Origin of the sequence: Actinoplanes solisilvae (assembly GCF_003999975.1) — a bacterium.
In the GTDB taxonomy this organism is placed as follows: Bacteria; Actinomycetota; Actinomycetes; order Mycobacteriales; family Micromonosporaceae; genus Actinoplanes; species Actinoplanes solisilvae.
The window spans coordinates 217,153-238,060 of the sequence record NZ_RJAC01000005.1; the positions used below are offsets into that span (position 1 = coordinate 217,153).

The following is a 20,908-nucleotide window of genomic DNA, read 5'->3' on the forward strand; positions in this document are numbered from 1 at the left end:
GCCATGTCGAAGGAACGCGCCCGGCGGCGGGCCGAACGCCTCGCCGTGCTGGAGAAGGAGAAGTCCGCCCGGGCCCGCAAGGTGGCCCGGCGGCAACGGCGGCGGTCGCTGGTCAAACGGCTCAGGCCCCGCACCCGTACGCGCAACTCGGGCCGGCTGCACCGTCGCAGCCGGAGCGAGCGGGTCGGCATCGTGCTGGTCCCGCTCGTGATCGCCGCCGCGGTCTGGCTGCTGGTGCCCGATCTGTCGTTGCGCATCGTGCTCACCACGCTGCTCGTTCTGTCCGTACCGGCCCTGGTCGTCGTGATCCTGGGGCGCAAGGCCGGATGACACCGAAGGAAGATCGATGACCCTGACCCTGCTGCCCGCGGTCGATGTCGCCGACGGTCAGGCCGTCCGCCTCGTGCAGGGCGCCGCCGGCTCCGAGACGGCCTACGGCGACCCGCTCGAGGCCGCCCTGGCCTGGCAGAACGACGGAGCCGAGTGGGTGCACCTGGTCGACCTCGACGCGGCCTTCGGGCGGGGCTCGAACGCCGAACTGCTGGCCGGTGTGGTCGGCCGCCTCGACGTCAAGGTCGAGCTGTCCGGCGGCATCCGCGACGACGAGTCGCTGACCCGGGCGCTGGCGACAGGCTGCGAGCGGGTCAACATCGGCACCGCCGCCCTCGAGGACCCGGAGTGGTGCGACCGCGTGGTGGCCGAGTACGGCGACCGGGTCGCGATCGGGCTCGACGTGCGCGGCCGCACGCTGTCGGCGCGCGGCTGGACCCGGGACGGCGGCGACCTCTACGAGGTGCTGGCCCGGCTCGACAAGGCCGGCGCGTCGCGCTACGTCGTCACCGACATCACCAAGGACGGCACGATGCGCGGGCCGAACCTCGACCTGCTGCGCGAGGTGTGCGCGGCCACCGACAAGCCGATCATCGCCAGCGGCGGGGTGTCCACGCTGGACGATCTGCGGGCCCTCGCCACGCTCGAGCCGGTCGGGGTCGAGGGCGTGATCGCGGGGAAGGCGCTCTACGCGGGCGCGTTCACCGTGCGAGAGGCTCTGCAGGTCCTTTCCTGAGCCACGACGCCCGGTTATGGCAGTCCTTTCCTGAGCCACGACGCCCGGTTATGGCAGTCCTTTCCTGAGCCACGACGCGCGCAGTGCCTCCACCGTCGCCTGAACCGCTGGGCGGGCGGCGGAGGCCTCGCGCCAGGCGATCACGACGCGGCGCTTCGGCGGCGGCGTGATGCGCACCACCCGTACGCCCTCGGGCAGTTTGTCGGAGCGCGCGAGCCGGGGGATGACCGCGATGCCGAGACCGGCTGCGATCAGGGTGAGCTGGGTCTCGAACTCGCCGACGTGGAAGTCGGGCTGCACTCCGGGAAGCACGCGCAGCAGCCATTCGTGGCAGATGTCGCCGGATTTCGCCGCGATCCACCGCTCGTTCCTCAGGCGCGACAACGCGACCGAGTCGCCGAATCGATGCCCTGTCGGCACGACCAGATCGGCGACGTCCCAACCCAGCTCGACGTGATTGATGCCTTTCGGGTATCGCAGAGCTACCTCGGGCCAGTCGTCGAGCACGGCCAGATCGACGTGCCCGCGGTGCAGCGACTCGAGACCCTCGTGCGGGTTGACCTCGACCAGACCGGTGCTGAGCTGTGGGTGTTCCGAGGCGAGGCGATGCAACGCGTACGGCAGCAGCGCGCGGCACGCCGTCGCGAAGGCCGCCACGGTCAGCCGGCCGACCACCGTGTCGCGATGAGCGGCGAGTGCCGCCTCGGCCTCGTCCACCGTCGCCAATACTTTTTCGGCATGACGCGCGAGGATCTGGCCGGCCTCGGTGAGCCGTAACCGCCGCCCGTCTTTCTCGACGAGTGTGGCGCCGGTCTCGCGTTCGAGCTTGGCGAGCTGCTGCGAGACGGCGGACGGCGTGCAATGCAGCGCCTCACCGGCCGCGAGCACGGTCTTGTAGCTGGCCACGGCGTGCAACGCCCGGAGCCGACCCAGATCGATCATTCAGTCAGGCTACAACTTGAGTGAAGCACATTTCGATAGTGCTTAACGGTCCTGGTGGCCGAGGCTGAACCCATGAGACCGCGCGACATCGGCCTGGCCGTGGCCGTCATGGCTGTTTGGGGCTTCAACTTCGTGGTGATCGAGACCGGCCTCGACCACTTCCCGCCGCTGCTGTTCAACGCGTTGCGCTTCACCCTGGCCGCGTTCCCGGCCGTGCTCTTCGTCGGACGCCCCCAGGTGCCGTGGCGCTGGATCATCGCGGTCGGGCTGATCCTCGGCGTCACCAAGTTCTCGCTGCTCTTCGGCGGGATGGCGGCGGGGATGCCGGCCGGGCTCAGCTCGCTGGTGCTGCAGAGCCAGGCCGTGTTCACGCTGTTCTTCGCGGTCCTTCTGCTGCGCGAGCGGCCCCGGCCCGTACAGATGGCCGGTCTTGCCTTGGCCCTGGCCGGGGTGGGTCTGGTGGCGACCCGGATGGGGGCGAACCTCGGCGCGTTCCTGTTGATCATCGGGGCGGCCGTCGCGTGGGGGCTGTCGAACGTCGTCACCCGCAAGGCGTCCCCGCCCGACACCTTGCGCTTCATGGTCTGGGTCAGCGCCGTCGCGTCCGGGCCGTTGATCGTGCTGTCGTTGCTGGTCGACGGGCCGTCCGCCGACTGGGCCGCGGTCCGGGCGATCGACCTCGAGGCGCTGTCGGCCCTGCTCTACGTCGCGTTGATCTCGACCCTGGCCGGCTTCGCGGTCTGGGGGTCACTGCTCAAGGCGTACGGGGCCTCGACCGTCGCACCGTTCTCCATGCTCGTCCCGTTCTTTGGCATGGCGTCGGCCGCTCTCTTCCTGGGCGAGCGGATCCACGCCGTCGACATCGCCGGGGGAGTGCTCGTCGTGGGCGGCATCCTGTTGGGGCTGACCAGGTTCCGCGTGGTGCCGTCCGGGCTCGTTAAAGTTGGAGCATGACGGTTGCTGTGCGTGTGATCCCCTGCCTCGACGTGGACGCGGGACGGGTTGTCAAAGGGGTCAACTTCGTCGACCTGCGCGACGCCGGCGACCCGGTCGAGCTGGCCGCCGCTTACGACGCGGCCGGCGCCGACGAGCTGACCTTCCTCGACGTGACGGCCTCGTCCGACGACCGCGGCACGATGCTCGACGTGGTCCGGCGTACGGCCGAGTCGGTGTTCATCCCGCTGACCGTGGGCGGCGGTGTGCGGTCGGTCGAGAACGTCGACGTGCTCCTGCGCGCCGGCGCCGACAAGGTGGGCGTGAACACGGCCGCGATCGCCCGCCCTTCGCTGATCCGGGAGATCGCGGAGCGTTTCGGTAACCAGGTGCTCGTGCTCTCGCTCGACGTGCGGCGGTCGGATTCGCAGCCGAGCGGCTGGGAGGTGACGACCCACGGCGGGCGGCGCAGCGCCGGGCTCGACGCGATCGAGTGGGCGGCGCGGGTGGCCGCGCTGGGCGCGGGCGAGATTCTGCTCAACTCGATGGACGCCGACGGCACCAAGGCGGGCTTCGACCTCGACCTGATCGCGGCGGTTCGCGAGGTGGTCGACATCCCGGTGATCGCCAGCGGCGGGGCGGGGGCCGTCGAGCACTTCCCGCCCGCGGTGACGGCGGGCGCCGACGCGGTGCTGGCAGCCAGCGTGTTCCACTTCGGAGACCTGACGATCGGCGAGGTCAAGCAGTCGCTGCGCGAGGCCGGCAACCCCGTACGGTGAAAGGCTCTTGACCTTGCGGGCGTGACGATCAAGGCCGTACGGGTTTATCACGACCGGGGGCTGCTGCCGGAGCCGGAGCGCGACTCGTCCGGCTACCGGCGGTACGACGCGGACCACGCGATCCAACTCGTCAAGATCAGAACGTTGGTGCAGGCGGGGGTCCCGCTGGCCCGGATCCGCGCGATGCTCGCCGCCGGGCCGGAGGAGTTCGCGGTCGCCATCGCCGAGATCGACCGTGCTCTGAACGAGCGGGCCGAGGAGCTGCGCCGCACCCGGGAGCGGATCGCGCAGCTCCACAGTGGCGACCGGCTGTTCGTCTCGGCCAACGTCGCCGGCTATCTGGACGAGCTGCGCCGGGCCGGGGTCGGCGAGCGCAGCATCCGGCTGGAGCGGGACCTGTGGATCCTGCTCCAGTCGGTGGCACCCGAGCAGGCCGCGGCCTGGGCCACCGATAAGCTCGACGCCGGCACCGACCCGGAGTACCGCGCGATCTACGTCGAGTACGACGCCGCGTTCGACTGGTCGCCCGACGATCCGCGCTTGTTTCCGCTCGCTCGGCGGACGCGTGACTGGTTCGCCGCCCGCGACCCGGGGGAGCAGGCGGAGGCGCCAGCCGACCCGGCCGCCGCCCATCTCGCCGCCGTGACGGCCGGCGCCGCCTCGCCGGCCTGGTCGCGCATCGCCGAGCTGGCGAGCCGCCTGCCCTGAGCCGCGCTCCCGCTCAGCGCCGATCCGCCGGCTCGACGGCTCCCTTTTCAGCGGTCGCCGGGTTCAGCGGTCGCCGGGTTCAGCGGTCGTCGGCGAGGCGGTGGCGGTATTCGCGGACGGCGGCGTTGTAGGTCTGGTCGTCGAGGGTCCAGTCGAAGTCGCCGGGCTCGCTCGCGCGGTTGAGCTGGGTCTGCAACGTCATGACGGCCGACGACAGGCCGCTGAAGGGCCGGCCGCGCCAGAGCTGCTCGCCGGCCGGGGCGACTTCGACCAGATCGTCCTCGACGACCAGCAGGCCGGCGCCGGCCAGACGGCGCATCGACCCTTCGAGCTCGGCCCGCCCCGGGACGCTGTGGTGCAGGAAGTCGGCGGCGGCGAGCACGTCGGCCAGGCTCGCCCCGGCCATGGGCAGGGCGGCGTGCTGGGCCCGGTCACGCTCGAGGCGTTCGGCGATGACCGCGCTCACGAAGATCCAAGCGTCGTTCCATTGCCAGGTGCCAGCCCCCATGCGGCAATGATGCCGTGCCGCGGCGGCGTCGGGAAGCGAATGTGTCGCGATGATCACAAAGCTGTGACCGATGATCTTGACTGCTAAACCGAATCAGGCGGGCCATCGGCGTGTCTCATGTGGACACGAGCTCGGCGTGAGTGAACGTGAGGGCCCGGGCATGACCGTGCTTGCTCCCGCGTGATCAGCAGGTCCGGCTCAGCGTCTCAGCCGCCCGCTCGCGCCGGCGGGCGAGAGCGGCCGTGCGGGTCAGTGGCCGAGAGCGGCCGTGCGGGTCAGTGGCCGAGAGCGGCCGTGCGGGTCAGTGGACGAGGTCGCCGTGTGGGTCAATGGGCGAGGGCCGGCTCCCCCTCCGGGGCGCGCACGGTGCACAGCGGCAGGAAGAGATGGACCAGCGGGCCGATGGCGAGAGCGTACGCGATCGTGCCGATCCCGACCGTGCCCCCGAGCAGGAATCCCACCAGGAGGACCGAGAGTTCGATCGTGGTGCGGACGAGCCGGATCGACAGCCGCGGGAACCGGCCCACGATCCCGGTCATCAGCCCGTCGCGCGGTCCGGGCCCGAACCGGCTGCCGATGTAGAGCCCGGTCGCCAGCGCGTTCAGCAGGATGCCGCCGACCAGGTAGCCGACCCGCGCCGGGACGCCGGAACCCGCGGGCAGCACGGCCAGCGCGCCGTCGACCACGAACCCGATCACGACCAGGTTGGCGATCGTGCCGAAGCCGGGGCGCTGGCGCAGCGGGATCCACAGCAGCAGGATCGGGATGCCGAGCAGGATCACCACCCAGCCGAAGCTCATTCCGGTGACCTCGGACAGGCCCTGGTGGAACACGTCCCAGGGGTTGAGCCCGAGCGCCGACTCGACCATGAACGCCATGCTCACGCCGTAGAGGGCCAGCCCGATGAAGAGCTGAACGACGCGGCGGGTGAGACGGCGGTCTCCACTGGGCTTCATGAGTGCCACTCTGAAGGCCAATTGTGCAAAGCTGAAGTGCCAATTTCGTGGAGGTGGATGTGACGACGACGATACGCGGGGACCAATTGGCCCGGCTGCTCGGTCAGTGGCACTCGCTTCCGGGCCGGCATCGCAGCCCCGACTACGCGGCCCTGGCGGCTTCGGTGCGGGGTCTGCTGGCCGACGGCCGGCTGCCTTTGGGCGTACGCCTCCCGGCCGAACGCGAACTGGCCGAGTCGCTCGCCGTGAGCCGCACGACGGTCAGCGCGGCCTACCGCACCCTGCGCGAGACCGGGCACCTCACCAGTCGCCGCGGCGCCGGGAGCTGGACCACCCTGCCCAACGGTCACCGTGTCGCCACCTCGGGCCTGTGGGCTCCGCTCGACGACCGCGACGTCATCGACCTGGGCGTGGCCGCTTCGGCAGCGCCGCCCGAGCTGGTTCCGGCCGCCCGCGCCGCCGCCGACGACCTGCCGCGCTATCTGGGCAGCGCCGGCTACCACCCGACCGGGCTGATCGAGCTGCGTGAGGCGGTCGCGGCCGGCTTCCGTGAGCGGGGCGTCGCCACCTCGGCCGAGCAGATTCTCATCACCGGCGGCACCCAGCAGGCCCTCGACCTCGTGCTGCGGCTGCTCTGCCCGCCCGGTTCGCCGGTGTTGGTCGAGGCGCCGACCTATCCGAACGCGCTCGCCGCCCTCTCGGCCCGCCGCGCCCGCATCGACACGCATGGGCTCGACACGGCGACCGGGTGGGACGGCGAGATGCTGCTCGGTGCCCTGCGTCAGACGCGCCCGCGACTGTCGTACGTGATCCCGGAATTTCACAACCCGACCGGGCATCTGATGCCGGCCGAGCTGCGGGAACGGCTGGTCGCCACGGCGCACAGCACCGGCACCGACCTGGTCGTCGACGAGTCGTGGGTCGACCTGCAGCTCGACGGCGATCGGATGCCGCCGCCGGTCGCCCACTCCGACCGGCACTCGCGCGTGGTGACGATCGGGGGCATGAGCAAGGCGTACTGGGGTGGGCTGCGCATCGGGTGGGTGCGCGCGTCGGCCCCGCTGGTGCAGCGTCTCGCCGCGATCCGGGTGGGTGTCGACATGGCCAGCCCGGTGCTCGAGCAGCTCGTCGCCGTCCGCCTGCTGCGCGACGCCTCGAAGATCGTCAAGGACCGCCGGATCGAGCTGCGCCGTCAGCGCGACACCCTGGCCGCCGAGGTGGAGCGGCTGCTGCCGGAGTGGAACTTCGTGCTGCCGGCGGGCGGGGCGACCATCTGGGCCGAGCTCGACGGCCCGATCTCGAGCGCCTTGGCCCGCGCGGCCGAAGACGTGGGGGTGCGCCTCGCCCCGGGCCCGCGCTTCGGTCTGGACGGCACGTTGGAGCGCTTCCTGCGCCTGCCGTTCACGCTTCCCCCCGAAGACCTGACCGAGGCCGTACGTCGAATCGCGTCGGTCCGTCACGACCTGGAGAGCGCCCCCGGCCCGTCGTGGCGTACGCCCGCGGTGATCGCCTGAACGGCGCCGTTGTCGGCCGTCCTAACTCGGACACCGCTGTTCTCGGCCGCTGGGAGTCGCGCCGGTCGCCGCTCTTCGTCGTCGGCGCCCAGAACAGCCAAACGCCGTCGCGTATCTAGACCAGCCAGGCGCCGTCGGGTGTCTAGACCAGCCAGACGCCGTCGCGCATCACCAGGCTGCCGGATATTTCTGACTCGTTGCGCCATGCCCGGATGCGTTCGGGACGAAGGGCGAGAAAGACGTAGCCGCTGCCGGCCGTGCGGGGATCCCAGTCGTTCTGTTCGGCGTAGGCCTCCCCGGCCGCGCCTGACTCGCCCACCGGGATGGTCTCGTCGAGCACCGCGTCGATCAGCACGACGTCGCGAGTGTCGCCCAAGGCGATTCTGGCTCGGCCGCTGCGAGTCAGGTTGCGCCCGGTGGGGCTCTTCGAGGCGGTGGCGAGCAGCACCCGTTCGCCGAACCAGGCCAGGGTGAGCGGCACAAGATAGGGATCGCCGTCGGCCGTCGCCACCCAGGCGTCGGCGACCGGTGCGTTCAGTTTGGCCAGCACGTCGGCCTTGCGCTCGGGGCCGGAACGAGGCTCGTCGGTCATGGAAGCAGCGTAGATGCGGCCGGCGCGAAACAGCGCCCGTCGTTCATCGGCGCAGCGTAAATGCGCCCGATCCGAAACGGCGTCCGTCGTTAATCGGCGCAACGTGAAGGCGGCCGGCGTAGAACGTCGGCCGCCTTGAACGCCTGGATCAGATCTGCGCGAGCGAACCCGCGTACATCTTGTCGATCTGCTCGGCGAAGTTGGCCTCGACCGAGCGCCGCTTGATCTTCATCGAGGGCGTGATCTCGCCGGCCTCGATGCTCAGGTCGCGGGGCAGGATCGCGAACTTCTTGATCGTCTCCCAGCGGTTGAGTTTGCCGTTGAGCTGCTGCACGTACTCCGCGACCATCTTCTCGGTCTCGGGGGCCGCGCAGATCTCGGCGTAGCTCTTGCCCTCGAGCGGGGTGCCCGCGGCCCAGCCCTTGATCGCATCTTCGTCGAGCGAGATCAGCATGGTGACGAAGTTGCGGGCCTGGCCGACCACGACCGCCTGCGACGTGTAGGGGCAGACGGCCTTGAACTGGCCTTCGATCGCGCTCGGCGCGATGTATTTGCCACCGGACGTCTTGACGAGGTCTTTCTTGCGGTCGGTGATCTTCAGGAAGCCCTCGGAGTCGAGCTCGCCGATGTCGCCGGTGCGCAGCCAGCCGTCCTCGGTGAACGCCTCGGCGGTCTCCTTGGGCAGGTCGTGGTAGCCGCGCATGACCGGGCGGCCGCGCAGCAGCACCTCGCCGTCCGAGTCGATCTTGCACTCAAGGTCGCCGAGCGCGAGCCCCACCGTGCCGATCTTGAGCTTGTCGAGCCGGTTCACGAAGTTGGCCGCGCTGCTCTCCGTCAGGCCGTAGCCCTCCATGATCGGAAGGTTCGCGGCCGCGAAGAACTCGGCGATCTCGCGGCTGAGCGGCGCCGAGCCGCTGACCAGCACGCGCAGCCGCCCGCCGAGACGGGTCTGCAGCTTCGAGAAGACCAGCTTCTCGGCGATCGTGTATTTCAGCTTGAGCCCGCCCGGGATCGGCTTTCCGGCCTGGTCGAGGGCGACTTTCTGCTTGCCGACGCCGACCGCCCAGCCGAAGATCTTGGCCTTCGCGCCGCCGGCGCCCAGCGCCGTGGTGACGGTCTTGTTGTAGACCTTCTCGAAGATGCGGGGAGCGGCGCACATGAGCGTCGGCTGCACCACCGAGAGCATGTCGACCAGCTTCTCGACGCGGCCGTCGACGTAGGTCGGGACGCCCACGTGCACGATGCCGCAGAGCAGCGTCTTGCCGAACGAGTGCGACAGCGGAAGCCACAGATATTGCAGGTCGGTCGACTCGAACAGGCCGAGGCTCTCCTGAGCGACGCCCTCCCACGTCCAGCCGGCGTGCAGCAGCTGCACACCCTTGGGCCGGCCCGTGGTGCCCGAGGTGTAGATCAGGGTGGCCAGGTGTTCGGGGCCGATCGACGCGACGACCTCGTCGATCAGGGTCGGCCGCTCACGCAGCACGGCCGCGCCGCGCTCCTCGAGGTCGGCCAGCGTCATCTGCGGCGGCGTCGCGCCCGCGTCGGCCGGACCGTCGATGAGCACCACGTGCGTCACGTCGGTGTCGATGCCCGAGATCTTCAGCGCCTGCTTGGCGTTCTCCGCGATCAGCACCTTCGACCCGGAGTTGGCCACGATGTAGCCGGCGTCCTCGGGCTCGGTGGTCGGGTAGACCGTGGTGGTCGCCGCGCCCGCGCAGTTGATGCTGAGGTCGGCGAGCACCCACTCGAAGCGCGTGCCGGACAGGATCGCGACCCTGTCCTCCAGCCCGACACCGAGGTCGTGAAGGCCCGCCGCGATCGCCGAGGCGCGCTCACCGACCTGCGCCCACGTGAACCAGACCATGCCCGTGTCGTCGGCGTTCGGAATCGCGAAGGCCTGGCCGTTAGGGGTAGCGGCCACGCGCTTGAAGAACATGTCGGGAATCGACCGGTAGGGAACTTCAAGAGCCATCGGCGCCGCCTTAGGTGCAGTTGACTTGGGGGAGTTAACTTTTCGTTACCGCGCAGGGTATTGGCCCGGGGGCAAGAGGGCTAGTGCCACCCTCGGCACCCGCCGCGACCGGGGATGTTCACCCCCAGTGTATCGACCGCCACATCTCACCGTCTCACGACGTGAAACCTGCCGCGCGCGGCGCCTTGCGGGCCTTCGTCCTGTTTTGATGGCCGTCTCCGCAGCCACCCACTTGCTTGCACTACGGCATCTATTTCTCAGCACATTCCCAGGCGGATCAGAGCTCGGGTGCGTCCGGTGTCCTTCAGCGCGGAACTGCCGCTGGTGGCGTTCAACGTTCCGGCCGGCGCCGACCTGACCGCGATCAAGCGGCGGCTGGAGCAGGGCGAGGCTGACGGCTGGTGGGACAACGAGCTGGGTTGCGAGACCCCGGCGTGGCGGGACGCCTGAGGGTCAGGCGGGGGCCAGCTCTTCGATCGGGCGCATGTCTCTTATCGCGGGGGCGAAGGTCGCGGTCAGGGCCGACGCGGAGACGGCGGCGGCGAAGAGCAGGATGCCGGCGGCCGGCGAGAAGGCGGTCACGAAGACGCCGGCCAGGAACGGGGCCGCGGCCGCGGCGGACATCGCGACCAGGAAGATGACGCTCAGGACCCGGCCCTGCAGGTGGTCGGGGGTCATCGCCGCCTGGTAGCCGAACAGGGCCGCGTTGCAGGCCGGGCCCACGAAGATGGCCAGCGCGATCGGGGCGGCCGCGGCGACGCTCGTGGTCAGCAGCGCGCTGACCATCAGCAGCAGCGTCGCCGCCCAGCAGAGCGCGCGGATCAGGACGGCGAAGGACAGCCGGCGTTGCAGGGCCGGTGCGGCCAGGGCCCCGATCAGGCCGCCGGCCCCGACGATCGTCTCGGTCAGGCCGATCACGCCAGGGGCCACGTCGCGGCTCTGCAGCGTGATGATGATCGTGAAGATGGCGCCGTAGAGGGCGAAGTTCAGCGGTGCCGCGATGATCAGGACGGATCTCAGGAACGGGCTGCCGAAGACGAAGCGCAAACCTTCCAGCAGGGCCGAACCCCGGCCCGCGCGACGGGGCGGCCGGTCGGACTGCAGCGGCTTGCGGATCAGGGCGATGCCGACGAGCGAGGCCAGATAGGACAGCGCGTTGCCGACGAATGGGAGCGCGCTGGTGATGCCGAAGAGCAGGCCGCCCAGCGGTGGCCCGACCAGCGACGTTCCGTAGCTGCGGGCCTCGTTGCGGGCCACGGCGGCGGGGAGCTGCGTAGCGGGGACGATGCTGCGCAGCGCCGCGTGCTCGGTCGTGTTGAACAGCGACCCGCAGACGGCGTCGATCAGGGCGACGATCACGATCCAGGCGAGGCCGGCGTGGCCGCCGGCGACCGCGACGGCCAGCAGCAGGAAGGCGATCAGGCGGATGGCGTCGCAGGTCAGCATGGCCCGGCGGCGGTTGAGCTGGTCGGCCAGCACACCGGAGGGAAGGCGGCAGACCAGCTTGGTGAGCTGCGCCGCCGTGCCGACGGTGCCGGCCATGACCGCCGAGTGGGTCACTTCCAGAACGAGCAGGGGGATGGCCAGGGTGGCGATCGCGCCGCCCAGATCGGACAGGCATTGACTCGTCCACAGCAGAGTGAACTCACGGTTGCGCCAGAGGGTGCTCACACTGCGGCCCCGGAAGTGTGAACTCTCCGCAGTCTCATGGTCACGCAACGCAGAATATGTACTGCATCCAATCTCTGCCGTCGACTGACATCTATCCGCCAAGGGGTGCCCGGCCCCGCAAAAGGGACCGGGCACCCCGAATGAAGCGCTACTGGACGACGAACAGCAGGCGGTTCGGCGAGTTGGTGCCGGGGTTGGTGACCACGCCGGTGGTGGCGTTGGCGACCAGGTTTTCGCGCACCTGGGCCGGGGTCAAGCCGGTGTTGCGCGAGAGCACCAGGGCCGCCGCGCCGGCCACGTGCGGGCTCGCCATCGACGTACCGCTGATGGTGTTTGTGGCTGTGTTCGAGGTGTACCAGTCCGACGTGATCGACGAACCGGGCGCGAAGATGTCGAGGCAGGAGCCGTAGTTCGAGTAGCTTGCCCGGGCGTCCGTGCTGGTGGTGGCGCCGACAGTGATCGCGGCGGGAACGCGCGCGGGCGACGAGTTGCAGGCGTTCGCGGTCGAGTTGCCGGCCGCCAGGGCGAAGGTGATGCCTCGCGAGATCGCCGTGTTGACCGCGTTGTCGAGGCTGCTGCTGGCGCCGCCGCCGAGGCTCATGTTGGCCACCGCGGGCCGGGCCGTCTGGTTGCCGACCCAGTTGACGCCGGCGATGACACCCGCCGTCGTGCCGCTGCCCGAGCAGTTCAGCACGCGTACGCCGACCAGCCGCACTGCCTTCGCGACGCCGTAGGTCGTGCCGCCGACCGTGCCCGCGACGTGCGTACCGTGGCCGTTGCAGTCGACCGCGCCGGTGCCCACGGCGTCGTAACCGGCGACCGCGCGGCCGCCGAAGTCGTTGTGCGTGTAACGGATGCCGGTGTCGATGATGTACGCCGTGACGTTCGAAGCGGTGACGGGATAGGTGTACGTCGTGCTCAGCGGGCGGGCGCGCTGGTCGATGCGGTCGATGCCCCAGGTGGCGTTGGTCTGCGTGGCCGACAGCGAGATGGTCTGGTTCTGCTCGACGTAGGCGACGCCGGGCGAGGCCGCGAGCCGCTTGGCCTGCGCCTCGCTCATGCTCGCCTCGTACCCGTTGATGATGCTCAACTGCTGCCTGACCTGGCCGCCGACGCTGCTGGCGAGTGTCTTGGCGCCGGGCTGGAGCACGACGATGTAGCTGCCGGGAACCGCGGTGGCGGTGCCGGCGAGGCGGATCTCCCCGGTGGGGGCGGCCACGGCGGGCGTGCTGAGCGCCGCGGTGCTGACGACGGCTAGGAAGGTGGCGGCGAGGGTGCGACGGGTCACCATGCTGGTCCTCCTGTATCGACATCCATCACTTCAATACTCAGGAGGGTAGGCGGGACGGCCCTCGATCGCATGCATACCGAATAGGCCATAGCGTGGAGAATGCGCAGGTGGACCTGATCATCCGGCTGGACGAGGCGGACGGGAAGACGTCCGCGGTCTATCGCGCGCTGCGGGCGGCGATCGCCGACGGACGGCTGCCTGCGGGCGAGCGGCTGCCGGCGACGCGGGCGCTCGCGACCGATCTGGGGGTGGCGCGCGGCAGTGTGGCCGCGGCCTACGAGCGGCTCACCGCCGAGGGTTATCTCGCCGCCCGGGTCGGCGCGGGCACGTTCGTGGTCGGGGCGCCGCGGACGACGGCTCGCCGCCGGGCCACCGCCGACCCGTTGCGACCCCGGGCCGACTGGACCTTCGAGCCGCTCGCGACCAGCGGCGCCATGCGCAAGCCGCGCTACGACTTCCGCACCGGCATCCCCGACGCGGGCCTCTTCCCGTTCGACGCGTGGCGCCGGCTGGTCACCGCCGAGCTTCGGTGGAGAGCCAACAACCCCGGCACGTACGGGGAACCGGCCGGGCACCCGGCGCTGCGCGAGGCGATCGCGCGCTATCTCGGCGTCTCGCGCGGCGTGCGCACGACCGCTGACGACGTGGTCGTGACCAACGGCGCCCAGCACGCGTTCGACCTGATCGCGCGCGTTCTGGTGCGGCCGGGCGACGTCGTCGCGGTCGAGGAGCCGGGCTATCCGCCGGCCCGGCGCATCCTGGCCGCGCTGGGGGCGAAGGTCACCGGCGTCCGCGTCGACGACGAGGGCCTGGTCGTGACGGAGTTGCCCGCCGCGGCCAGGCTGGTCTACACGACGCCGTCGCATCAGTTCCCGCTCGGCCGCGCGATGAGCCTGGCCCGGCGGCGTGAGCTGCTCGACTGGGCCCGCGCCCGGCCGGCGGCGATAGTCGAGGACGACTACGACAGCGAGTTCCGCTTCTCGGCCCGTCCCCTCGAGCCGCTGCACAGCCTCGACGCCGCGGGTCGCGTGCTCTACGTGGGCACGTTCTCCAAGAGCATGATTCCCGCCGTACGCACCGGGTTCGTCCTCGCCACCCCCGGTCTGCGCGAGGCCCTGACCGCCGCGCGGCAGCTCAGCGACGGCTACGGCCAACCAGCCGTGCAGGCCGCCCTCGCCCGCTTCCTCGACGAGGGCCTGCTCGCACGGCACGTTAGAAAGGCCGGCAAGGCGTACGCCACCAGGCACGCCCGCATCGTGTCGGCGCTCGACCGGATGCCGGGTCTCGACGTCGTCCCGTCCGCGGCCGGGCTGCACGTCGCCGCGCTGACCAGCGCCGACACGGGCGCGGTGGTCAGCGCGGCGGCTCGCGCCGGTCTGGCCGTCGAGGACCTGAGCGACTACTCGGAGGGCTCGCCGACCAGGCAGGCGGGCTTCGTGTTCGGATTCGGCGCGGTCGACCCAGCGCTGCTCGACGAGGGGATGACTCTGTTCGCCGCGCTCCTGGCCCGCCACGCCTGATAGGCCAGCGAGGCCGCGACGATCACGAGGCTGAGCAGCGCGGGCAGCCCGGTGAGCCAGAGCAGCCCGACCACCGAGACCAGGCCGACGCCGGCGACGACCCGGGCGCGCCCGCGCGGCAGCAGGCGCAGCGCGGCTGCCGTGCCCAGCACGTAGACCAGCGTGAAGCAGCCGGTGACCAGCAGCAGCGAGGTGTGCAGGTCGATCGGGAGGAAGGCCGAGGCGATGCTGCCCAGGAAGACCGCGGTCAGCGCCTTGCGGGGCGTGCCCGCCAGCCGGGCCGGCAGCGCACCGTCACGGGCCAGGGCCGCCCCGAGCTGCGAGGCCCCGGCGAGGTAGGCGTTGACGGCCCCGACCGTGAGCAGGACGGCGACGATCGCGGTGATCACCCGTACCGGACCACCGAGGCCGGAGGCGAGCAGGTCGGCCAGCGGCGCCGAACTGCCGGCCAGGCCGGGGCCGAGCACGAGCACGCTGGTGGCGGCGATCGCCAGGTAGAGGACGCCGACGATGACGACGGCGATCGACGTCGCCCGGGGCACGTCGCGGCGCGGGTTGCGGTAGGAGGCGGCCAGCGACGAGACGGCCTCCCAGCCGGCGAAGCCCCAGACCAGCACGGCGGCGGCCGACCCGATCCCGGCCCAGCCGTGCGGGGCGAACGGGGTGAGGTTGTCGAAGCTGGCGTGCGGCAGGGCGGCGATCACGGTGACGACCAGCAGCAACGCGAGCACACCGGTCAGCACGAGCTGCACCCGGCCCGAGACCCGCAGGCCGAACCAGTTCATCGTGAAGACGGCGCCGACGATGACGAGGAAGGTCAGCAGCATCGTGGTGCGGCCGCCGCCGAGTACGTCGGCCACGTACCCGCCGGCGAACGCGGTCGCGGCCGGGGCGCCGAGCGGGACCGCGAAGAAGAAGCACCAGCCGATCGCGGCGCCGACGCGCGGGCCGAACGCCAGCCGCACATAGGTGGAGACGCCGCCGCCGTCCGGGTGCCGGGCCCCGAGCGCGGCGAAGGTCAGGGCCAGTGGGGCGGACAGGACGATCAGCGCGAGCCAGGCGACCAGCGACGCGGGTCCGGCGACCTCGGCGGCCAGGGCCGGCATCGAGATCACGCCGGTGCCGAGAACGGCGCCCACGCACAGCGCGGCCCCCTGGGCCAGGGACAGTCCGGATTTCGAGCTCGTCATGCCTTCACGCTAGGCCCGCATTGGCTCGCCGTTTGGACCAATTCCGGTCAGATCAAATGGGCCAAATGAGGGTTCTTCAGGGCGGTGGAGACCCAAGCCGCCAACCTCCGCGGGGTGCAGCTCCAGGTCGGCCCTGAAGAACCCTCATTCACAGGGCCAGGCGAGCGTTGCGCAGGTCGTCGCCGTCGACCGTGACCCGCGCGTTCTCCTTGCGGCCGGTCACGAAGAGCGCGATCTCGCCGGGCGGCCCGGACAGGGTGGCCGACGGCGTGTCGCCGACGTCGAAAGACCCGTACCCGTCGGCGTTGACCCGGACCCGCACACCGGCCCGCCGAAGAGTGAGTCTGCCGGTCACCCGGACGGCCTTCCACAGCGCCGACTCGAAGCCCCGGTCCAGGTCACGCGGCTGCCAGCCGGGCTGACCGCGCCGCGCGTCCTCGTGGTGCACGAAGAACTCGATGGTGTTCGTGACCTCGTCCAGGAGAGGATTGCTCACCGGGCTCCACCATGGCGCCCTCCGCGCGTCGTGCACGATCTCGGCGTACGGGCGGGCCGCGATGCCCAGCCGCACGCGTTCGGCATAGCCGTGCAACGGCGGCAGCAACCCGCCGGCCGCCGCGTCGGGCCGGCGGTCGCGCAGCACCAGGTGAGCCGCGAGGTCGCGGGTGGTCCAACCCTCGCAGAGAGTGGGCTGGTCAGGGCCGAGACGCAGGAGCAGGTCGGCGAGCAGTCGCCGTTCGCGCTGGGCATAGGCGGTCACTACGTGATGGTAGACACAGGGTGCGATGGTGAACGGCGGCGCGGTGTTCGGCAGGATGGGTATGTAAGGCCGGAACCGCCGGCGAATCCTTACCAGTCGGGTAGGAAATCTTGAGCACCAGGTCCAGCCGCGATGTGCTGGTACGGGGACTGCGGGTGCTGGGTCAGGCGATCAAGGCGGAGCCTCGCCTGTTCACGATCGGCGTCGTCGGCAGCAGCGTGTTCGGTCTGCTGGTCATCGCCAACTCGTACGTCGTCGGCGGCATCATCGGCCGTGTCGTCGTGCCCGCGTTCAACGACGGGTCCACCAGCACGGGCACCCTCGTACTGATCGCCGTGATCTTCCTCGGCCTCAGCGTGCTGCGCGTCGCCAGCATCTTCGGCCGTCGTCTCGGCGCCGGCTACATGCAGTTCCGTCTCCAGGCCCGCTACCGACGCGCGGTCACCCGGCGCTATCTGTCGCTGCCGCCCTCCTGGCACCAGAAACACGCCACCGGCACCCTGCTGTCCAACGCGAACTCCGACGTCGAGGCGGCCTTCGTACCGATCGCGCCGTTGCCCTTCGCCGTCGGCACCATCGTCATGATCGTCGCCGCGGTGATCGCGCTCTTCCTCACCGACTGGGTGCTCGCGCTGGTCGGCGTCACGCTCTTCCCCGCCCTGTTCGGCATGAACGTCGTCTACTCCCGATACATGTCGCCGCGCCAGATCAAGGCCCAGCAGATGCGGGCCAAGGTCAGCGCGGTCGCCCACGAAAGCTTCGACGGCGCCCTGGTCGTCAAGACGATGGGCCGCGAGGAAGACGAGTCGCGCCGCTTCCGCGTCTACGTCGACGAACTGCGCGACTCGCTGATCGCGGTGGGCCGGCTGCGCGGTCTGTTCGACCCGCTGATGGACTCGCTGCCCAGCGTCGGCACGCTCGCCGTGCTGCTGCTCGGCGCCTGGCGGCTGCAGGACGGCGCGATCAGCGTCGCCGAGCTGGTCACCGTGTCGTTCCTGTTCACCGTGCTGGCCTTCCCCGTACGGGCGATCGGCTGGGTGGTCGGCGAACTGCCCCGCAGCGTCGCCGGCTGGGAGAGAGTCCAGGCCGTGCTGGCCGCCGACGGCGATCTCACGTACGGCTCGGCCGTCGCCCCCGGCCCCGGCCCGGCCACCCTGCGTTTCGACAAGGTCGACTTCGCGTACGGGGACGGGCCGCTGGTCCTCAACGACGTCACCTTCACCGTGCCGCCCGGCCGCACGGTCGCCCTGGTCGGCGCGACCGGCTCGGGCAAATCGACGATCGCGTCGCTCGCGGTGCGCCTGGTCGACCCGGACAGCGGGCAGATCTCGCTCGACGGGGTGCCGCTGCCCTCGCTCACCGAGCCTGCCCTGACCAGCGCGTCCGCGCTCGTGCCGCAACTCCCGTTCGTCTTCGACGACACCGTGCGCGGCAACATCACGCTCGAACGCGACGGGCTCGACGACGAGGCCGCCTGGTCGGCGCTGCGCCTGGCCCAGGCCGACGGCTTCGTGACCAAGCTGCCCGACGGGCTCGACACCGCGGTCGGCGAACGCGGCACATCGCTGTCAGGCGGCCAGCGGCAGCGGCTCACCCTGGCCCGCGCCCTGGCCGGCCGGCCGCGGCTCCTCGTGCTCGACGACGCGACCAGCGCCGTCGACCCGCGCGTCGAAGCGGCCATCCTCGCGTCGCTGCGCGGGCGGGACGCGGGGGCGTCGATCCTCGTCGTCGCCTACCGGCGCGCCACGATTGCGCTCGCCGACGAGGTCGTCTATCTCGAACAGGGCAAAGTCGTCGCCGCCGGCACCCACACCGAGCTGCTGGCCAACCACGAGGGCTACGCCGAGCTCGTCACCGCGTACGAGAAAGCCGACGCGGAGAAGGTCGAAACATCATGACTCAGGGCACCCTCGCCACCGTGCGCCGCGGCTTGGCGCTCTCGCCGGAACTGCGGCCCGGCCTGGCCGGGACGATCGGGCTGGCCGTCGTGCAGATGGCCGGCCGCGTCGCCGTGCCGATCGCCGTGCAGCAGGGCATCGACCACGGCATCCGCGGCGCCGGCGGGCCCGACCTCGGCTTCATCGTCGTAGTCGTGGCGCTCACCTTCGTCGCCCTGATGATCTCCACGTTGGCCGGTTACCTGATGACCCGCCGCCTGTTCACAGTCAGCGAGACCGCGCTCGGCGGGCTGCGCTCACGCACATTCCGCCACATCCACGACCTGTCGATGCTGCACCAGCAGTCCGAACGCCGCGGCACGATGGTGTCCCGCGTGACCAGCGACGTCGACCAGATCTCGACCTTCCTGCAAACCGGCGGCGTGCAGTTGCTGCTGGCCAGCGGTCAGCTGCTGGTCTCCACGATCGTGATGTTCGTCTACTCGTGGCAACTCACGATCGTCGTGCTGCTCGCCTTCGGGCCGGCCGTCGCGGTGATCCGGCTCTTCCAGAAGCGGCTCGCGGCGGTCTACGGCGCGGTCCGCGAACGCACCGGCGTGATGCTGGGCGCCATCGCCGAAAGTGTCGTCGGGGCCATGGTCATCCGGGCGTACGGGGTGGCCGGCCGCACCGAGAAAAGGCTCGACGACTCGATCGGCCGGCTCGAGACCGCCCAGCGGCGCGCCATGCGGACAAGTGTGACCAGCTTCTCCAGCGGCGAGATCGGGGCCGGACTCGCGCTGGCCGGGGTGGTCGTCGTAGGCGTGCTCATCGGCGTCGACGGCGGGCTGTCAGTCGGGCGCCTCACCGCGTTCCTGTTCCTGGTGACGCTGTTCATCCAGCCGGTGCAGATCGCCACCGACATGCTGAACGAAGCGCAGAACGCGGTGGCGGGGTGGCGTCGCGTACTCGACGTACTCGACGTGGAACCCGACGTCAAAGACCCGGACGAGGTCGGAGTCGACCTGCCGGCAGGGCCGCTGTCGGTGCGCTTCGACGACGTGTCATTCAGCTACCCGGGCGGGCCGATCGTGCTCGCCGACGTCGACCTGGAGATCAAGCCACGTACGAAAGTAGCCGTGGTCGGAGAGACCGGAAGCGGGAAGACCACATTCGCGAAGCTGCTCACCCGGCTGATGGACCCGGTCTCCGGTGCCGTGCTGCTGTCCGGGACACCGCTGCGCGACGTGCGGTTCGCGGCCCTGCGGTCGCGGGTGGTGATGGTGCCGCAGGACGGATTCCTGTTCGACGCGACAATCGCGGAGAACATCCGCTTCGCCGAGCCCTCCCTGACCGATGCCCAGCTGACGGCGGCCTTCACCGAACTGGGGCTGGCCGACTGGCTGAGTGGGCTGCCGGGCGGGCTCGAGACGCCAGTCGGGGAGCGCGGGGAATCGCTGAGCGTGGGGGAGCGGCAGCTCGTGGCCCTGGTACGCGCCTATGTTGCCGACCCGGATCTGCTGGTGCTCGACGAGGCGACCAGTGCAGTCGACCCGGCCACCGAAGTGCGGCTGCAGAGGGCGCTCGACACGGTGACCCGCGGCCGGACGACCGTGGCGATCGCGCACCGGTTGTCTACGGCACAGGCGGCGGATGAAGTGATCGTCGTGGATGCGGGGCGGGTGGTGCAGCGGGGGGCGCATTCGGCGCTGGTCGCGGAGGAAGGGTCGATTTACGCCAAGCTGTATGCGTCTTGGCTGGAACAGACTCGGTGAGCTGAGCTTATGGGCTCCGCTTCGCTCCGCCGGCGATTGCCCCTTTGAGGCTGATGGGCAGGGACCCGTTTTTCCGCCGTCGCACACCCCGCGACGTCGAAAAAACGGGTCCCTGCCCATCAGCGGGGCAATCGCGGGTCGCTAGACTTCGAGCGAGTTCGCGCAAAATATGGGGTTTTGGTGGGGTGCAACCCTTGGTGGATGGGTTGGGTGGGTTGACGCCGGTGGGTTTGTGGTTAGCGGGCGTAGAACTCGACTACCAGTTGCTCGTCGCACTGGACGCGGATCTCTGAGCGCTCGGGGAGGCGCAGGACGGTGATGCGCAGGTCCTCTACGGCGGTTGAGAGGTAGGGGGCTGTGGGGCCGTCCAGGTGGGCGCCGGCGGCGGCCAGCTGGAACGGGGGCTTTTGGCGGCTCTTGTCGCGGACCGCGATCACCTGGCCGGGCTTCAGGCGGTAGCTGGGGCGGTCTACCTTCTTGCCGTCGACCATGAAGTGGCCGTGCACGACCAGCTGGCGGGCCTGGTAGATGGTGCGGGCCAGGCCGGCGCGCATCACCGTGGCGTCTAGGCGGCGCTCGAGCAGGCTGACCATCGTCTCGCCGGTCTTGCCCTCGGCGCGGTGGGCGTCGTCGTACGCCTTGCGCATCTGGGACTCGCTGATGTTGTACTGGTGCCGCAACCGCTGCTTCTCGAGGAGCCGCACCTGGTAGTCCGAGGCCTTACGGCGAGACCGGCCGTGCACACCCGGCGGGAAGGGCCGCTTCTCGAAGTACTTCACGCACTTCGGCGTCAGCGGGAGGCCGAGCGCCCGAGAGAGCTTGGCCTTGGGTCGGGAGTTGTTCATGAAGTCTCC

19 protein-coding genes and 1 pseudogene are annotated in these 20,908 nt (G+C 70.6%); 10 read left to right on the plus strand and 10 right to left on the minus strand.

The features are described from left to right. Positions 1–3 precede the first annotated feature (3 nt). Together EER30_RS16670 and priA are read left to right on the plus strand one after the other, a co-directional pair. Complete coding sequence (locus tag EER30_RS16670; protein WP_127501365.1) at positions 4–330, plus strand: hypothetical protein; 327 nt, start codon at positions 4–6, stop codon at positions 328–330. Positions 331–346: 16 nt separating this feature from the next. Beyond that, positions 347–1,066, plus strand: a complete 720-nt coding sequence (gene priA / locus EER30_RS16675; protein WP_127501366.1) for a bifunctional 1-(5-phosphoribosyl)-5-((5-phosphoribosylamino)methylideneamino)imidazole-4-carboxamide isomerase/phosphoribosylanthranilate isomerase PriA — start codon at positions 347–349, stop codon at positions 1,064–1,066. Positions 1,067–1,114: 48 nt separating this feature from the next. Here priA and EER30_RS16680 read toward each other — a convergent pair whose 3' ends face one another. Then, positions 1,115–2,008, minus strand: a complete 894-nt coding sequence (locus tag EER30_RS16680; RefSeq protein ID WP_127501367.1) for a LysR family transcriptional regulator — start codon at positions 2,006–2,008, stop codon at positions 1,115–1,117. A gap of 72 nt (positions 2,009–2,080) precedes the next feature. Here EER30_RS16680 and EER30_RS16685 point away from each other — a divergent pair, with 72 nt between their 5' ends. Genes EER30_RS16685 through EER30_RS16695 form a run of 3 tightly spaced genes read left to right on the plus strand, consistent with a single transcriptional unit; the run spans position 2,081 to position 4,428 of the window. Continuing rightward, entirely contained in the window at positions 2,081–2,962 is an 882-nt protein-coding gene (locus tag EER30_RS16685) for an EamA family transporter (RefSeq protein WP_127501368.1), read from the plus strand. Beyond that, entirely contained in the window at positions 2,959–3,720 is a 762-nt protein-coding gene (gene hisF / locus EER30_RS16690; RefSeq protein ID WP_127501369.1) for an imidazole glycerol phosphate synthase subunit HisF, read from the plus strand. The genes EER30_RS16685 and hisF overlap by 4 nt, the downstream gene beginning before the upstream one ends. Positions 3,721–3,741: 21 nt before the next feature. Further along, entirely contained in the window at positions 3,742–4,428 is a 687-nt protein-coding gene (locus tag EER30_RS16695; protein WP_127501370.1) for a MerR family transcriptional regulator, read from the plus strand. Between the two features lie 79 nt (positions 4,429–4,507). Here the strand turns inward: EER30_RS16695 and EER30_RS16700 are convergent, their stop codons facing one another. Together EER30_RS16700 and yczE are read right to left on the minus strand one after the other, a co-directional pair. Continuing rightward, a complete protein-coding gene (locus tag EER30_RS16700) occupies positions 4,508–4,936 on the minus strand; it encodes a hypothetical protein (RefSeq protein WP_127501371.1) in 429 nt (142 codons plus the stop codon). A 326-nt stretch (positions 4,937–5,262) separates the two neighbouring features. Next, entirely contained in the window at positions 5,263–5,892 is a 630-nt protein-coding gene (gene yczE / locus EER30_RS16705; RefSeq protein WP_127501372.1) for a membrane protein YczE, read from the minus strand. A 59-nt stretch (positions 5,893–5,951) separates the two neighbouring features. Between yczE and yczR the strand changes: the two genes are divergently transcribed. Beyond that, the gene (yczR, locus tag EER30_RS16710; protein ID WP_127501373.1) at positions 5,952–7,406 is read left to right on the plus strand and encodes a MocR-like transcription factor YczR; all 1,455 of its coding nucleotides are present in this window, start codon (positions 5,952–5,954) and stop codon (positions 7,404–7,406) included. Between the two features lie 142 nt (positions 7,407–7,548). Here yczR and EER30_RS16715 read toward each other — a convergent pair whose 3' ends face one another. After that, positions 7,549–7,998 carry a pyridoxamine 5'-phosphate oxidase family protein gene (locus EER30_RS16715; RefSeq protein ID WP_127501374.1) on the minus strand — a complete coding sequence of 150 codons (450 nt, stop codon included), beginning with the start codon at positions 7,996–7,998 and terminating at the stop codon, positions 7,549–7,551. A 148-nt stretch (positions 7,999–8,146) separates the two neighbouring features. Next, entirely contained in the window at positions 8,147–9,970 is a 1,824-nt protein-coding gene (locus EER30_RS16720; protein ID WP_127501375.1) for an AMP-dependent synthetase/ligase, read from the minus strand. A gap of 297 nt (positions 9,971–10,267) precedes the next feature. Between EER30_RS16720 and EER30_RS47085 the strand changes: the two genes are divergently transcribed. Next, a complete protein-coding gene (locus EER30_RS47085) occupies positions 10,268–10,420 on the plus strand; it encodes a hypothetical protein (protein ID WP_164842350.1) in 153 nt (50 codons plus the stop codon). A gap of 3 nt (positions 10,421–10,423) precedes the next feature. On the opposite strand, the gene EER30_RS16725 is transcribed toward EER30_RS47085, so the two are convergent. Next, entirely contained in the window at positions 10,424–11,641 is a 1,218-nt protein-coding gene (locus EER30_RS16725) for an MFS transporter (RefSeq protein ID WP_127501376.1), read from the minus strand. A gap of 148 nt (positions 11,642–11,789) precedes the next feature. Then, complete coding sequence (locus EER30_RS16730) at positions 11,790–12,932, minus strand: S8 family peptidase (protein WP_127501377.1); 1,143 nt, start codon at positions 12,930–12,932, stop codon at positions 11,790–11,792. Positions 12,933–13,039: 107 nt separating this feature from the next. On the opposite strand from EER30_RS16730, the pseudogene pdxR reads away from it, so the two are divergent. Continuing rightward, positions 13,040–14,362 (plus strand): annotated as a pseudogene (gene pdxR, locus EER30_RS16735) (MocR-like pyridoxine biosynthesis transcription factor PdxR); the annotation flags it as partial. Here pdxR and EER30_RS48705 read toward each other — a convergent pair. Beyond that, on the minus strand, positions 14,332–15,642 hold the full coding sequence (locus tag EER30_RS48705; protein ID WP_127501379.1) for an amino acid permease: 1,311 nt from the start codon (positions 15,640–15,642) through the stop codon (positions 14,332–14,334). The pseudogene pdxR and the gene EER30_RS48705 overlap by 31 nt on opposite strands. 148 nt (positions 15,643–15,790) lie before the next feature. After that, positions 15,791–16,402: a TIGR03085 family metal-binding protein gene (locus EER30_RS16745; protein WP_127501380.1), complete on the minus strand. Its 612-nt coding sequence runs from the start codon at positions 16,400–16,402 to the stop codon at positions 15,791–15,793. Positions 16,403–16,512: 110 nt separating this feature from the next. On the opposite strand from EER30_RS16745, the gene EER30_RS16750 reads away from it, so the two are divergent. Both EER30_RS16750 and EER30_RS16755 read left to right on the plus strand, forming a co-directional pair. Beyond that, positions 16,513–18,300, plus strand: coding sequence for an ABC transporter ATP-binding protein (locus EER30_RS16750; protein WP_205650263.1), 1,788 nt, complete (start codon positions 16,513–16,515; stop codon positions 18,298–18,300). Further along, on the plus strand, positions 18,297–20,054 hold the full coding sequence (locus EER30_RS16755; protein ID WP_127501381.1) for an ABC transporter ATP-binding protein: 1,758 nt from the start codon (positions 18,297–18,299) through the stop codon (positions 20,052–20,054). Before EER30_RS16750 ends, EER30_RS16755 begins: the two co-directional genes overlap by 4 nt. Positions 20,055–20,290: 236 nt before the next feature. On the opposite strand, the gene rpsD is transcribed toward EER30_RS16755, so the two are convergent. Next, positions 20,291–20,899, minus strand: coding sequence for a 30S ribosomal protein S4 (gene rpsD, locus EER30_RS16760; protein WP_127501382.1), 609 nt, complete (start codon positions 20,897–20,899; stop codon positions 20,291–20,293). Between the last annotated feature and the right edge of the window lie 9 nt (positions 20,900–20,908).

What these genes read in the sequence shown, in the direction of transcription:
- EER30_RS16670 (WP_127501365.1), top strand. Translation starts at nt 4, where the DNA reads ATGTCGAAGGAACGCGCCCGGCGGCGGGCCGAACGCCTCGCCGTGCTG.
- priA (WP_127501366.1), top strand. Translation starts at nt 347, where the DNA reads ATGACCCTGACCCTGCTGCCCGCGGTCGATGTCGCCGACGGTCAGGCC.
- EER30_RS16680 (WP_127501367.1), bottom strand. Translation starts at nt 2,008, where the DNA reads ATGATCGATCTGGGTCGGCTCCGGGCGTTGCACGCCGTGGCCAGCTAC.
- EER30_RS16685 (WP_127501368.1), top strand. Translation starts at nt 2,081, where the DNA reads ATGAGACCGCGCGACATCGGCCTGGCCGTGGCCGTCATGGCTGTTTGG.
- hisF (WP_127501369.1), top strand. Translation starts at nt 2,959, where the DNA reads ATGACGGTTGCTGTGCGTGTGATCCCCTGCCTCGACGTGGACGCGGGA.
- EER30_RS16700 (WP_127501371.1), bottom strand. Translation starts at nt 4,936, where the DNA reads ATGGGGGCTGGCACCTGGCAATGGAACGACGCTTGGATCTTCGTGAGC.
- yczE (WP_127501372.1), bottom strand. Translation starts at nt 5,892, where the DNA reads ATGAAGCCCAGTGGAGACCGCCGTCTCACCCGCCGCGTCGTTCAGCTC.
- EER30_RS16715 (WP_127501374.1), bottom strand. Translation starts at nt 7,998, where the DNA reads ATGACCGACGAGCCTCGTTCCGGCCCCGAGCGCAAGGCCGACGTGCTG.
- EER30_RS16720 (WP_127501375.1), bottom strand. Translation starts at nt 9,970, where the DNA reads ATGGCTCTTGAAGTTCCCTACCGGTCGATTCCCGACATGTTCTTCAAG.
- EER30_RS16730 (WP_127501377.1), bottom strand. Translation starts at nt 12,932, where the DNA reads ATGGTGACCCGTCGCACCCTCGCCGCCACCTTCCTAGCCGTCGTCAGC.
- EER30_RS48705 (WP_127501379.1), bottom strand. Translation starts at nt 15,642, where the DNA reads ATGACGAGCTCGAAATCCGGACTGTCCCTGGCCCAGGGGGCCGCGCTG.
- EER30_RS16755 (WP_127501381.1), top strand. Translation starts at nt 18,297, where the DNA reads ATGACTCAGGGCACCCTCGCCACCGTGCGCCGCGGCTTGGCGCTCTCG.
- rpsD (WP_127501382.1), bottom strand. Translation starts at nt 20,899, where the DNA reads ATGAACAACTCCCGACCCAAGGCCAAGCTCTCTCGGGCGCTCGGCCTC.